Origin of the sequence: Pandoraea sp. PE-S2T-3 (assembly GCF_002179965.1) — a bacterium.
GTDB lineage: Bacteria > Pseudomonadota > Gammaproteobacteria > Burkholderiales > Burkholderiaceae > Pandoraea.
Window position 1 is genome coordinate 582746 of sequence record NZ_NGUQ01000007.1, and the last position, 13561, is coordinate 596306.

General features: G+C 60.9%; 13 protein-coding genes. 10 read left to right on the forward strand and 3 right to left on the reverse strand.

The window, feature by feature from the left end:
- Positions 1-117: 117 nt before the first annotated feature.
- Positions 118-1752: a GMC family oxidoreductase gene (locus tag CDV46_RS04560; protein WP_058376605.1), complete on the forward strand. Its 1635-nt coding sequence runs from the start codon at positions 118-120 to the stop codon at positions 1750-1752.
- Between the two features lie 33 nt (positions 1753-1785).
- On the opposite strand, the gene CDV46_RS26745 is transcribed toward CDV46_RS04560, so the two are convergent.
- Positions 1786-2436 (reverse strand): hypothetical protein, encoded by a 651-nt coding sequence (locus CDV46_RS26745; protein ID WP_140413294.1) that lies wholly within the window; start codon positions 2434-2436, stop codon positions 1786-1788.
- Positions 2437-2446: 10 nt separating this feature from the next.
- Entirely contained in the window at positions 2447-2869 is a 423-nt protein-coding gene (locus tag CDV46_RS27610) for a D-alanyl-D-alanine carboxypeptidase family protein (protein WP_087721909.1), read from the reverse strand.
- A 1108-nt stretch (positions 2870-3977) separates the two neighbouring features.
- Here CDV46_RS27610 and CDV46_RS04570 point away from each other — a divergent pair.
- From CDV46_RS04570 to CDV46_RS04590, 5 genes are all read left to right on the forward strand, one after another.
- The gene (locus CDV46_RS04570) at positions 3978-4757 is read left to right on the forward strand and encodes an ABC transporter ATP-binding protein (RefSeq protein ID WP_058376604.1); all 780 of its coding nucleotides are present in this window, start codon (positions 3978-3980) and stop codon (positions 4755-4757) included.
- Between the two features lie 8 nt (positions 4758-4765).
- A complete protein-coding gene (locus CDV46_RS04575; protein ID WP_058376603.1) occupies positions 4766-5515 on the forward strand; it encodes an ABC transporter ATP-binding protein in 750 nt (249 codons plus the stop codon).
- 95 nt (positions 5516-5610) lie between these two features.
- Positions 5611-6810, forward strand: a complete 1200-nt coding sequence (locus CDV46_RS04580) for an ABC transporter substrate-binding protein (protein ID WP_058379977.1) — start codon at positions 5611-5613, stop codon at positions 6808-6810.
- An 88-nt stretch (positions 6811-6898) separates the two neighbouring features.
- The gene (locus CDV46_RS04585; protein WP_087690872.1) at positions 6899-7783 is read left to right on the forward strand and encodes a branched-chain amino acid ABC transporter permease; all 885 of its coding nucleotides are present in this window, start codon (positions 6899-6901) and stop codon (positions 7781-7783) included.
- Positions 7784-7794: 11 nt separating this feature from the next.
- Positions 7795-8793: a branched-chain amino acid ABC transporter permease gene (locus tag CDV46_RS04590; RefSeq protein WP_087721910.1), complete on the forward strand. Its 999-nt coding sequence runs from the start codon at positions 7795-7797 to the stop codon at positions 8791-8793.
- Between the two features lie 157 nt (positions 8794-8950).
- Here the strand turns inward: CDV46_RS04590 and CDV46_RS26750 are convergent, their stop codons facing one another.
- A complete protein-coding gene (locus CDV46_RS26750) occupies positions 8951-9226 on the reverse strand; it encodes a hypothetical protein (RefSeq protein ID WP_140413295.1) in 276 nt (91 codons plus the stop codon).
- A gap of 95 nt (positions 9227-9321) precedes the next feature.
- Here CDV46_RS26750 and CDV46_RS04600 point away from each other — a divergent pair, with 95 nt between their 5' ends.
- From CDV46_RS04600 to CDV46_RS04615, 4 genes are all read left to right on the forward strand, one after another.
- The gene (locus tag CDV46_RS04600) at positions 9322-10101 is read left to right on the forward strand and encodes a sulfite exporter TauE/SafE family protein (RefSeq protein ID WP_087690878.1); all 780 of its coding nucleotides are present in this window, start codon (positions 9322-9324) and stop codon (positions 10099-10101) included.
- Between the two features lie 174 nt (positions 10102-10275).
- Positions 10276-11421 (forward strand): ABC transporter substrate-binding protein, encoded by a 1146-nt coding sequence (locus tag CDV46_RS04605; protein ID WP_087690880.1) that lies wholly within the window; start codon positions 10276-10278, stop codon positions 11419-11421.
- 244 nt (positions 11422-11665) lie between these two features.
- Positions 11666-12166, forward strand: coding sequence for a homoprotocatechuate degradation operon regulator HpaR (hpaR, locus tag CDV46_RS04610; protein ID WP_087721912.1), 501 nt, complete (start codon positions 11666-11668; stop codon positions 12164-12166).
- 334 nt (positions 12167-12500) lie between these two features.
- On the forward strand, positions 12501-13556 hold the full coding sequence (locus CDV46_RS04615; protein ID WP_058376596.1) for a branched-chain amino acid ABC transporter permease: 1056 nt from the start codon (positions 12501-12503) through the stop codon (positions 13554-13556).
- Positions 13557-13561: the final 5 nt, after the last annotated feature.

Below are 13561 nucleotides of genomic sequence, written 5' to 3' on the forward strand. Positions count from 1 at the left end.
ACGACACGATAAAAATGAACCCGGTGGTGGTGGCGGCAGTCCACCACACTCGGGCGCCGCACCAGAGCCGGCGTCGCTATCTGGCGAACGCTGCGCCATCGACGGAGACAGGCGGGAATGAGCAAGCAGGCAGCAAAGGAAGAGACCTTCGATTACGTGATCGTAGGGGCAGGATCGGCCGGCTGCGTGTTGGCCAATCGTCTGACGCAGGACCGTGACGTCAACGTGCTGCTGCTCGAAGCGGGCGGCAAGGACGACTATCACTGGATTCACATTCCCGTCGGCTATCTGTATTGCATCGGCAATCCGCGCACCGACTGGCTCTATCGCACGCAAGCCGAAGCGGGCCTGAACGGCCGCTCGCTCGCGTATCCGCGCGGCCGCGTGCTGGGCGGCAGTTCGTCGATCAACGGCATGATCTACATGCGCGGTCAGCGCGAGGATTACGACGTGTGGGCCGACGCGACCGGCGACGATGGCTGGCGCTGGGACAACGTGCTGCCGCTGTTCAAGCGCAGCGAAGATCACTACAAAGGCGGTTCAGAATTCCACGGCAGCGGCGGTGAATGGCGCGTCGAGAAGCAGCGTTTGTCGTGGCGCGTGCTCGATTCCTTCGCCGATGCCGCCGAGCAAATGGGCATTCCCAAAACGGACGACTTCAATCGCGGCGACAACTTCGGTATCGGCTACTTCGAAGTGAATCAGCGGCGCGGTGTGCGCTGGAGTGCCGCGAAGGGGTTTCTGCGACCGGCCAGCGAGCGGCCGAATCTGACGGTGATTACGGGCGCGAGCGTGAGCAAGTTGTTGTTCGAAGGCACGCGTTGCACGGGCGTAGCGTATCGCGGCGGCAATGACGACTACACGGCGCTCGCGCGTGCGGAAGTCATTCTCGCGGCAGGCGCGGTGAATTCGCCGCATCTGCTGGAGGTCTCGGGCATTGGCGATGGCGAGCGTCTGCGTGGTTTCGGTATCGACGTGGTGTCCGATCTGCCCGGTGTCGGCGAGAACTTGCAGGACCATTTGCAACTGCGCACGGTGTACAAGCTGCGCGGCGTCACGACGTTGAATCTCACCGCGAACAGTCTGTGGGGCAAGCTCAAGATCGGCATGCAGTATGCGTTCGCGCAGCGCGGGCCGATGAGCATGGCACCGTCGCAACTGGGCGCGTTTGCGAAGAGCCGCGAAGACGTGGCGAGGCCAGATCTCGAATATCACGTGCAGCCGCTCTCGCTCGACAAGTTCGGCGAGCCGCTGCACAAGTTCAACGCGTTCACGGCGTCGGTGTGCAACCTGCGCCCGACATCGCGCGGCAATGTGCATTTGACGTCGCCCGACGCGCGCGTGGCACCGGCGATCGCACCACACTACTTGTCGACGGAAGCCGACCTTGCGGTGGCCGCCGATGCCATCAAGCTCACACGCCGCATCGTGGGCGCGCCCGCATTTGCGCGCTACGAGCCGCGCGAGTATCTGCCGGGGCCGTCGTATCAGAGCGATGAGGATCTGAAGCGCGCCGCGGGGGATATCGGCACGACGATCTTCCATCCGGTAGGGACCTGCCGCATGGGACGCGCCGACGATCGCAACGCGGTGGTCGATGCCGAACTTCGCGTGCGCGGCGTGCAGAACCTGCGCGTGGTGGATGCCTCCGTCATGCCGGTGATCACCTCAGGTAACACCAATTCGCCGACGATCATGATTGCCGAACGCGCGAGCGACATGATTCGCGCGGCGCGCAAAGCAGGGCGGTGATTGTATTTTTTTCGCTAGCGAGCTCTAGTTGCGCTAGCGTGGCACTGTGGTGAGGGGTTGTTGCTTCGGTGGTGGACTGAGCAGTGGCGCGAAATATCTACCGTTAACAATTTCCGGAGTACTGGCGCGCTGAGCAAGGGTTCCACCGAACGTAATCAACGCCATGCCGGTTGAATAGGCAGGGTCACTCGCCGGGACGACCAATTCGGCGACAGACGATTCCGTATGTGGAAGTATTGATGCTGTGATGGGTCTGGGGCGCGCCTGACTATAATCGCCTGAAGAGAATGTACCTTCCCAATCGAAGGTAATGTTGGCGCGCTTCTCATTCGCCGGATAATCCGAGTCTGTTTGATAGCTCAGGGAGCAAACCATTCCTTGGAAAGGCGTGCAGTGGGCGGCATCGATCGTTACGTAAGCCGGTTCAACTCCGTGGGCATCATAATTGGCCCAATAAGTATCTATGTCGCGTTGCCAGACGCGGGCGAGCAGGCTAGGCATCTTGTCGGGTGTTAGCCCAACGGTAACGCTCAGAATAGGGGCGTCAGAATTGTTGGTTACTTGGTATCGATAGACCACTTGCCCATGCCGCTGAAGCGAGGTCACACTCACCACTGCGGGTGACCCGGCAAACGCCGTAGTTGAAACTAAGCAAAAAATTGAAATCAGGCGGTGCTTTTTCATCGCAGGTTCCTCATTGAAAATGCCACGGTTCCCCAGGGACGGCCTGGCGACTCACCTTGCATTCTTCTGCAATTGAGTTCACTTGAGATGAGGTCAGACCTCGTGGCGTCACGTCAAATGCCAGACCTCGTTCGTGACGTGACCTACCTGGTTCCGCAACGGCCTGTCCGGGTCTGAGGCCATGATTGCTCATCTCGCGTGCAACGGAGGACATCACCTCAGTGCATTCCTCCAAGTTTTTCAATTCGGTCGCGCGTTGGCGAATTTCCGCGTCTTTGCGGACGATGTCTTGAAGATGGGCCTGGTATTCCGTGGATCGCCATGCGGAGCCATTCATGACGATGCCTCCCTGAGCCGTGACGGCACCTTGAAGGCAAGCGAGTTTTGACTGATAGTCTTCCGTCAGACGATCTGGCCTCCACCGATTCCCCATCTCAAAATCAAGGGCATCTGAATCTCTAATTTCGGTTAGTGGGCTTATTGGGCAAGCAGTTTGATCCTGTATTGAGTATCCGAGATCTGCGATTGGTCCTCCAGAACGCGGTTCCGCCAAATAGCATTCCGCCCCACCTCATAAATTCTGCCCCCCATATAAATCGGAGTAGCACCGGTTGCGGCTTCACACGCCAACCAGGGGCTCGGTCCAGCTGCGCAATGCGAGTACCTCCCATCCTGCGATGGACCGTTCTTGCAAGCGACATAAAACTCCCGCTCCTGTGAGTGGGCGGAACATGAAAGTGCTATTCCTGCCAAGCATAACCAAGCAATCGCTCTCATTCGATGCCCCCGTGCATAGTTGATGCGATACAGGTTTTCGGGGACTCGAGTGCCCCGACGTGGCCTGAAGAATGGCGTTGGTAGTTACCGATGTCTTTGGGCTTCGGATGCGGGACTTTCAGATTCGGAAACGCTAGATCCGAGGGGGACGGGGCATCGAGGAGACTTCTACGAGCCGCTGGATTTCGCGGCGTTGGATCCGTAGCGTGGGCTTGCACTTGTCCGTCGATGACTACACCGAACTTCGATATGAAGTCGATGTCGTGAGGATGTCTGGACGCGCTGAATCGTTCGCCGGCGAGCGAACGACAGCGCGTTTTTTGTCTTTCCGGATTTCCGGATTTCTCCGGCTCGCCGCCAAAACTTACGTAGTAATACCTAATGTTGGTCGAGCACCCTGCTGCGCGCTCATCGACTTTAGCTATCGCACCTGCATTTGCGTGTGCCGCAAAAGCCTTATGCCACAAGGCCGGGAGAGGTGCGTGCGCATTGTTACCGAGTGGTCTGCAACACGTGCAGACATGCGTGTTTCAGGCGGTGCGAAGCCTAGTGCAAATCCCAATGATCGCGTTGCAGCAATCCGCCCACAATAACGTTTCCCTATGTGCGACCGAACCAAGAATTCGGCGCGACGCGAGGGACGCGAGAGATTCGTCGGGCAACGCAAATGACAGCGTCACCTGAGTGCCTCGCGGTTGTCACAGACGATGGTGCCGGGGCCAACCAATCGCCTCACACCGCCAACCAGGAATGTGGCAGGAGACATGGCGAACAACGATTACATTCTCGAAACCCGCGGACTCACCAAAGAGTTTCGTGGCTTCACCGCCGTGAACGGGGTCGACCTGCGCGTTGCGCGCGGCACCATTCACGCACTCATCGGGCCGAATGGCGCAGGCAAGACAACCTGCTTCAACCTGCTCACCAAATTCCTCGTGCCGAGCGCCGGCACCATCACGTTCAACGGCGAAGACATCACGCGTGAAGCGCCCGCACAGATCGCGCGGCGCGGCATCATTCGCTCGTTCCAGATCTCTGCCGTGTTCCCGCACTTGTCGGTGCTGGAGAACGTGCGCATCGGCCTGCAACGCAACCTCGGCACGGCATTTCACTTCTGGCGCAGCAGCGATTCGCTGCATCAGCTCGATGCACGTGCCATGGAGTTGCTCGCCGAAGTCGGACTCACCGAATTCGCTCACACTCTCACCGTCGAGTTGCCCTACGGCCGCAAGCGTGCGTTGGAAATCGCCACCACACTTGCTATGGAACCCGAACTAATGTTGCTCGATGAACCCACGCAAGGCATGGGTCACGAAGACGTGGATCGCGTGACGGCACTCATCAAGAAGGTGTCGGTCGGCCGCACGATTCTGATGGTCGAACACAACATGAACGTGGTGGCCGGCATCTCCGACACCATCACCGTGCTGCAACGCGGTGAGGTGCTCGCCGAAGGGCCGTATCACGAAGTCTCGAAGAATCCGCAAGTGATGGAAGCCTATATGGGCACCGCGGACAGCGAATTGCAGGGAGCCCACGGGTGAGGACGGCTATGTACGGTAACGGCGGCGGCAATGTGCCCGCACTCGAAGTCGAAGGACTGCAAGCCTGGTACGGCGAATCGCACATCCTGCACGGCGTGGATCTGACCGTGGGCCGTGGCGAAGTCGTCACGCTGCTCGGTCGCAACGGTGCGGGCCGCACCACCACCCTGCGCGCAATCATGGGCCTCACGGGGCAGCGTCAGGGCTCGATTCGTGTGGCCGGCGAAGAAACGATTCATCTGCCGACCTATAAGGTCGCGCATCACGGCGTGGGCTACTGTCCCGAGGAGCGCGGCATCTTCGCGAGCCTGTCGTGCGAAGAGAACCTGATGCTGCCGCCATATATCGGCATGCGCGGCAATCGGCGCGAAGACGGCGGCAAGGGCATGTCGATCGAAGAGATCTACGACATGTTCCCCAACCTGAAGGAGCGTCGCCATAGTCAGGGCACGCGACTCTCGGGCGGCGAACAACAGATGCTGGCCGTCGCGCGCATTCTGCGCACGGGCGCGAATCTGTTGCTGCTCGACGAGATCTCGGAAGGTCTCGCACCGGTCATCGTGCAGACACTCGCCCGCATGATTACCACGCTCAAATCGCGGGGTTACACGATCGTGATGGTCGAACAGAATTTCCGTTTTGCAGCACCGCTTGCCGATCGCTTCTATGTGATGGAGCACGGCAAGATCGTGGAGCGCTTTGGCGCGCCCGAGCTGGAAACGAAGATGCCGGTGCTGCACGAATTGTTGGGCGTATGAGGTGAGCTACCCGGCGCGTTGCCGTGCGCTGCATGGCGCGCACGCCGGGCGATGGACCCAGGCGATATAAATCCACGAAGGAGACGAAGATGACGATGCGGATGAAGGCGTTGGCGGTTGCGGCTGCGATCGGTTTTGCGGCAATGGCCTCGCAGGCCCAGGCCGATGGCAACACGGTGAAGATCGGTTTCATTACCGACATGTCGGGTCTGTACACCGATATCGACGGACAGGGCGGTGCGGAAGCCATCAAGATGGCGATCTCCGACTTCGGCGGCAAGGTGCTCGGCAAGCCGATCGAACTGGTCACGGCCGATCACCAGAACAAGGCCGACGTGGCCGCGTCGAAAGCCCGCGAATGGTTCGATCGCGGCGGCGTCGACATGCTCATCGGCGGTACCAACTCGGGTACCGGCCTCGCGATGAACAAGGTCTCGGCCGAGAAGAAGAAGGTCTACATCAACGTGGGTGCCGGCTCGGACGCCCTCACCAACGATCAGTGCCAGCCGTACGGCGTGCACTACGCGTACGACACCGTCGCACTCGCACGCGGCACCGGCTCGGCCGTGGTCAAGGCGGGCGGCAAGTCGTGGTTCTTCCTGACCGCCGACTATGCGTTCGGTCACGCGCTGGAGAAGGCGACGGCCGACGTGGTCAAGGCCAACGGCGGCACGGTCAAGGGCGCGGTCAAGCACCCACTCTCGGCGTCGGACTTCTCGTCGTACCTGTTGCAGGCGCAGTCGTCGGGTGCACAGGTGCTGGGTCTGGCCAATGCGGGTGGCGACACTATCAACGCGATCAAGGCGGCGAAGGAATTCGGCGTCAAGGGCAAGATGCAGATCGCCGGTCTGCTGGTGTTCATCAACGACATTCACTCGCTCGGTCTGGACAACACCGAAGGCATGTATCTGACGGACAGCTGGTACTGGGACAAGGACGACAAGACCCGTGCCTTCGCCAAGCGCTACTTCGACAAGATGCGCAAGATGCCGTCGAGCCTGCAAGCGGGTGACTACTCGGCCACGATGACGTATCTGAAGGCTGTGCAGGCCGCCGGCAGCACCGACGCCGACAAGGTCATGGACGAGCTGCACAAGATCAAGATCGACGATATGTACAGCAAGGGCTACATCCGCAAGGACGGCACGATGGTCCACGACATGTACCTGATGCAAGTGAAGTCGAAGAAGGAATCGAAAGAGCCGTGGGACTACTACAAGGTCGTCGCGACGATTCCGGGCGACAAGGCGTTCACCACCGTGGCGGAATCGACCTGCCCGTTGATGAAGAAGTAAGCCGGGTTCGCATCGTCATCTGACAGTGCACTGAAAAGCGGCGGGACGTGTGTCCCGTCGCGGTCTTTCTCCCAGAGAATCGATTTCGATGGAATTACTAGGCATCCCCCTGCCGGCGCTGTTGAGCCAACTGCTGCTGGGACTGGTGAATGGCTCGTTTTACGCCATGCTGAGTCTTGGCCTGGCGGTGATTTTCGGTCTGCTCAACGTGATCAACTTCGCGCATGGCGCGTTGTTCATGCTGGGTGCCATGCTCGCCTGGATGGGCGGCAACTATCTCGGCCTCAATTACTGGGTCATGCTGATTCTCGCCCCGATCGTGGTGGGCATTATCGGCATCATCATCGAGCGCACGATGCTGCGCTGGATTTACAAGCTCGATCACCTCTACGGACTGCTGCTCACGTTCGGTATCACGCTCGTACTCGAAGGCGTGTTCCGTTCGATGTTCGGTGTGTCCGGGCAACCGTACGACGCGCCGGAAGCGCTCTCGGGCGCAACCAATCTCGGCTTCATGTTCATGCCGAACTATCGCGGCTGGGTCGTGGTGGCTTCGTTGATCGTGTGCTTCGCCACATGGTTCGTGATCGAGAAGACGAAGATCGGCGCGTATCTGCGGGCCGGCACGGAAAACCCGAAGCTCGTTGAAGCGTTCGGCGTGAATGTGCCGCTCATGATCACGCTGACGTACGGCTTCGGTGTCGGGCTGGCCGCATTTGCGGGCGTGCTCGCTGCACCGGTCATCCAGATCTCGCCGCTGATGGGCCAGTCGATGATCATCACCGTGTTCGCCGTGGTCGTGATCGGCGGCATGGGCTCGATCATGGGGTCGATCATCACCGGTCTGATGTTGGGTGTGATCGAAGGCTTCACCAAGGTGTTCTACCCGGAAGCGTCGGCGACCGTGGTGTTCGTGATCATGGTGATCGTGCTGCTGCTGCGCCCGGCAGGGCTGTTCGGCAAACAAAAGTAAGGGGCACAGCAATGCAACATCGTATGCAACAACGGGTGCTCTATGCGCTCTTGCTACTGGCGCTGATCGCGGCGCCGTTTGCCGGGGCGTATCCGGTCTTCGTGATGAAGGTGCTGTGCTTCGCGCTGTTCGCCTGTGCGTTCAATCTGCTGTTGGGTTTTACGGGACTGCTGTCGTTCGGGCACGCCGCGTTCTTCGGCAGCGCAGGGTATGTGACGGGCTACGCGATTCGCAACCTCGGTTTCACGCCGGAAGTCGGCATTCTTGCCGGCATGGTGGCGGGCGCGGCGCTGGGGCTGGTGATCGGCTTGCTGGCGATCCGGCGTCAGGGCATCTACTTCGCGATGATCACGCTGGCACTCGCACAGATGCTGTACTTCCTGTGCATGCAAGCGCCGTTCACGGGCGGGGAAGATGGTCTGCAAGGCGTGCCGCGCGGCAGCCTGTTCGGTGTGCTGCCGCTCGACTCGGACCTCACGCTGTACTACGTGGTGCTGGCGATCTGCGCGCTGGGTTTCCTGCTCATCATGCGTGTGGTGCACTCGCCGTTCGGTCAGGTGCTCAAGGCGATCAAGGAGAACGAGCCGCGCGCCATCTCGCTGGGTTACGACGTCGACCGGTTCAAGCTGCTGGCGTTTGTTTTGTCGGCCACGCTGGCAGCCCTCGCGGGGTCGACCAAGACGGTGGTGCTGGGCTTCGAGACGCTGACCGACGTGCACTGGACGATGTCGGGCATGGTGATTCTGATGACGCTCGTCGGCGGCCTCGGCACGATGCTCGGACCGGTGGTCGGTGCGGTGCTGATCATCGTGCTGGAGAACAAGCTGGGCGACATCGGTAACTGGCTCGCTACCGCAACGGGTGTGACTTGGTTCCAGACGCTCGGCGAGTCGGTGACGATCGTCATCGGCGCGATCTTCATCATCTGCGTGCTGGCGTTCCGGCGCGGGCTGGTGGGGGAATTGATCGCGCGCAGCAAGTTCTTCCGGCGCGTGGCGCAGCAGTCATGACGGCGGGCGGAAGCCGGGGGATTGCACCGAAGTGGGGCGTCTAGCCATACCCCCGGCGCCACCCCGGCGCACGAATGTCGGAAAAATGCCCATTCGTAGGGGTAAATGCTGACTTGTGGTGCATTGGGTGCTCCTTTATTCTCACCCCTAGTTCGCGTCACAGCAGGATATAGGGGCGAGGAACGAGGAGACAATAAGCGCGATAACGCGCACCGCCAAAAAGGAAGCGCTGTTGGAGAATGCTCCAACAGCGCTTTTTATATTGTGCTTCGATATCGTGTTTTTCATTGCGCTCCACGTCGCGTTTCACGTCTCGCCGCATGCCGCGCTGGCTTTCGCGCTGTTCTCCACAGCGTTCGCCGCAATATTCCTTGTGATTCCCATTCTGACGCCGGTCATTCCCGGCGCGTGCTTTCCTTCCCCCATGCTTCACGTCATGCCTCGCATTGCTTTGGTCATTGGTTCGCTCGTTGCTCCGCTCATTGCCCCGCTCATGGCCCCGTTTAACGTTGGCTCAGGGCGGCCGTCATGCTGAGCTCGCTCGCGCTCCCTGATCTCCTGATGCTCGCTGGCGGGGCGTTTCTCGCCGGTCTCGTGGATGCCGTCGTGGGCGGTGGCGGACTCATCGCCGTACCCACGCTCTTCGCCGTCTTTCCCAACGCCGCGCCACCGCTGTTGCTGGGCACCAACAAGATGGCCGGTGTCTGGGGCACTGCGTCGGCGGCGTGGCGTTTCGCGCGCGGCGTGCAACTGCGCTGGGCGATCCTGCTGCCCGCGACGGTCACGGCGTTCGTCTTCTCGTTCTGCGGCGCTTTCGCCGTCACCCATCTGCCCGCCGATGCGCTGCGCAAGCTGCTGCCGTTCGTGCTGGTTGGCGTGGCGATCTACACCCTGCGCAAGAAGGATTTCGGGACCGTACACGCGCCTGTCAAAGGTGGCACGGGGGTCACCCTTGCCGCAGTGGGCGTGGGGGCGGCCATCGGCTTCTACGACGGTTTCTTCGGCCCGGGCACGGGCAGCTTTCTCGTGTTCCTGTTCGTGCGGCTGTTCGGACAGGATTTCGTCAATGCGTCGGCGTCCTCGAAGATCGTCAACGTGGCGACGAATCTGGCCGCATTGCTGCTCTTCGGCATGGGCGGCCACGTGTGGTGGCAGCTCGGGCTGGGTATGGCCGTGATGAATGTGCTGGGCAGTCAGATCGGCAGTCGTCTGGCACTGCGGCACGGTGTCGGTTTCGTGCGCCGGATGTTCCTTTGTGTGGTTGGCGTATTGATCCTGAAGACGGGTTACGATGCCTTCCTGCGCTAGGTTTTGCCCTTCGCAGTGCAACATGCCGGGAAAACCCCTTGTGGCAATTGCCACATTTGGGGAAACCGCACTTTACGAGACGGTACGGGTGCCCGTAAGATGGGCGGCAATTCACCGACTGAGCGGTCGGTTAATGTAAGAAGAACGAATTCGAAATTTTGTGAGGAGACCCAAATGAAACTGAAGTTGTTGTGCATGGCATCGGCGATGATGCTGGCTGCGGGCGTCGCGCACGCTCAAGTGAAGATTGGCGTGTCGCTGTCGGCGACGGGTCCGGCTGCATCGCTGGGCATCCCCGAGAAGAACACGATCGCGCTGATGCCGAAGACGATCGCAGGGCAGACGGTGCAGTACATCGTGCTCGACGATGCGACCGACACCACGACCGCCGTCAAGAACATGCGCAAGCTCATCAGCGAAGATCACGTCGACGCCGTGCTCGGCTCGACGGTCACGCCGAACTCGCTGGCGATGGTCGACGTGGCTGCGGAAACGCAGACGCCGGTGATCTCGATGGCCGCAGGGGCTGCCATCGTCGAACCGATGGATGCCAAGCGCGCCTGGTCGTTCAAGACGCCGCAGAACGACATCTTGATGGCCACCGCTATTGCCAAGCACATGGCTGACACCGGCGTGAAGACTGCCGCGTTCATCGGCTTCTCGGATGCGTACGGCGAAGGCTGGTACAAGGAATTCCTGAAGGCCGCCGACCTGAACAAGATCAAGATCGTCGCCAACGAGCGCTTCAACCGCGCGGATACGTCGGTGACCGGTCAGACGCTCAAGATCATGGGCGCGAACCCCGACGCCGTGCTGATCGCCGGTTCGGGCACGCCGGCCGCACTGCCGCAACGCTCGCTCAAGGAGCGCGGCTACAAGGGCAAGCTGTACCAGACGCACGGTGTGGCCAACAACGACTTCCTGCGCGTGTGCGGCAAGGACTGCGAAGGCACGTTCCTGCCGGCGGGCCCGCTGCTCGTCGTCGACCAACTGCCGGCGGACAACCCGGTGAAGAAGTCGGCTGCCGCGTACAAGGCCACTTACGAGAAGGCCTACGGCGCCGGTTCGATCTCGACCTTCGGCGGCCACGCCTGGGACGGCGGTCTGCTGCTGCAAACGGCCATTCCGGTCGCGCTCAAGAAAGCCAAGCCGGGCACCCCGGAATTCCGCGCCGCACTGCGTGAAGCGCTGGAAAACGTGAAGGAAATGCCGGGCACCGCCGGTATCTTCAACATGAGCAAAAACGACCACAACGGTCTGGACCAACGCTCGCGCGTTATGGTGCAAATCGTCGACGGCAAGTGGAAATTGGCGAACTGATACGCCGCGGGGCTGCCTATAGCACACAGGCATGCTCCGCTTTCTCATCTGCGGTATCTGCGCCCGGCGTGAGTTTGGGCGGAAGAACGGGCGTTCGCGCCCGTTTTTTTTGAGCGTGGTAGTTTCGCGCTTCGCAAAGAGTCGGCAGGACATGCGAAACGAGCGGCACATGAGAGGCCGCGTTGTCCCAACCTGATCGCCGCAGCCGGGGGGCTGTCCGCGCGATCCTTTCGAGCGTAAATCCATGACGGGTGAATTCGAGCACCGCAATCTATCTCTGGTGTTGTTGCAGTCGCGTGAAGCGGTGATGGGGCTGTTCCGGCCCTTGCTCAATCGTTACGACATCACCGAGCAGCAATGGCGCGTGATCCGTACCGTAAATGACAGTGAATCGGGGGAGATGGAAATCGGGCAGGTGGCACGCGAGTGCTGCATTTTGAGCCCGAGCCTGTCGGGCATGCTGGAGCGTATGGAGGCCGCCGGCCTCATCCTGCGCAAGCGTGTGTCGTCCGATCAGCGGCGGGTAATGGTGTCGCTGACACCGGCGAGCCGGGCCTTGTGCAAGAAGCTCGGTCCGTTGGTCGAGGAGCGATACGGCTATCTGGAAGACAAGGTCGGGCGCGACACGCTCGCCGAAATCTACCGCTTGCTTGACGTGGTGCGCGAGGCGTTGCCGCCCGAAGTGCTGGCCGACGCACCATCGCTGCCGGCCAAACCGCGCCGCCGCCGCAAGGCTGCGCCTTGATTTGTACGCATATGTGTTGCCGGACGTTGGGGTGTGAAGCCCTAATGTCCGTGGTGGTTGGTTGACGTTGTCCGGGGTTATCGACGCAGGCGGGGTGCCTGACCGGTCGATTTATGAAGGGCGGGTGACAAGGAGACGGGCGTTATCTCAGTAGTCACCCGGGTTTTACCAATGCATAACCGTTTATACAATTCATAATTCGCTGCATCACTCCTTGGAGACCGGGAGGATGTGTCGAAGTGAAGGGGAACGGGGCGGCAGCGCGCCGCGCCGTGCATCACACCGGCTGTCTCGCCAGCCGGTTCAAGAAGTACTCAAACGAAGTGAGAGGAGCATGGATCTTTCGATTGCCGCCATCCTGGCGCAGGACGGCATCACTACGGGGGCGATTTATGCCTTGCTGGCATTGGCCCTCGTACTGGTGTTCTCCGTTACCCGCGTCATCTTTATTCCGCAGGGCGAGTTCGTGTCGTATGGCGCACTCACGCTCGCGGCCCTGCAAACCCAGAAATTCCCGCTGACCAGCTGGCTGCTCGTGGCCATGGGCGTGTGCACGTTCATCGTGGAGACGGCCGGTGTGTTGCGCCATAGCGAACGCCGCAAGCTCGCGGGCCGACTGGTGCCGGTGCTGGCGGGCAAGTATCTGGTGTTCCCGATTGCCGTGTTCTTCGTCGTGAAGGCGCTGGCACCGATGACGTTGCCGATGCTCGTGCAGATCGCCATCACGCTGCTGCTGGTCGTGCCGATGGGCCCGATGCTCTATCGCCTGGCCTATCAGCCGCTGGCCGAAGCGAGCACGCTGCTGCTGCTGATCGTCTCGGTGGGCGTGCACTTTGCGCTGACCGGGCTGGGTCTGGTGATGTTCGGGGCCGAAGGCTCGCGCACGCAACCGTTCTCGGATGCCAGCTACAACATCGGCTCGGTGATGATCTCGGGCCAGAGTCTGTGGGTGCTCGGGGTGTCGGTGGTCATGATTCTGGCGCTGTACTTCTACTTCGACCGTTCGCTCTCGGGCAAGGCACTGCGCGCAACCGCCGTGAATCGTCTGGGCGCGCGTCTGGTCGGTATCGGCACCGTGCAGGCCGGCCGATTGGCGTTCACGCTGGCGGCGGCACTGGGTGTGCTGTGCGGCATTCTGATTGCGCCGATCACGACCATCTATTACGAGTCGGGCTTCCTGATCGGTCTGAAGGGTTTCGTGGGTGCGATCATCGGTGGTCTGGTGAGTTACCCGGTCGCGGCGCTCGGCGCCATTCTCGTGGGCCTGCTTGAGTCGTACTCGTCGTTCTGGGCGAGTGCGTACAAAGAGGTCATCGTGTTCACGATGATCCTTCCGGTGCTGCTGTGGCTGTCGCTCACAAGCAAGCACGTGGAAGAGGACGAGGAATAAGCCGG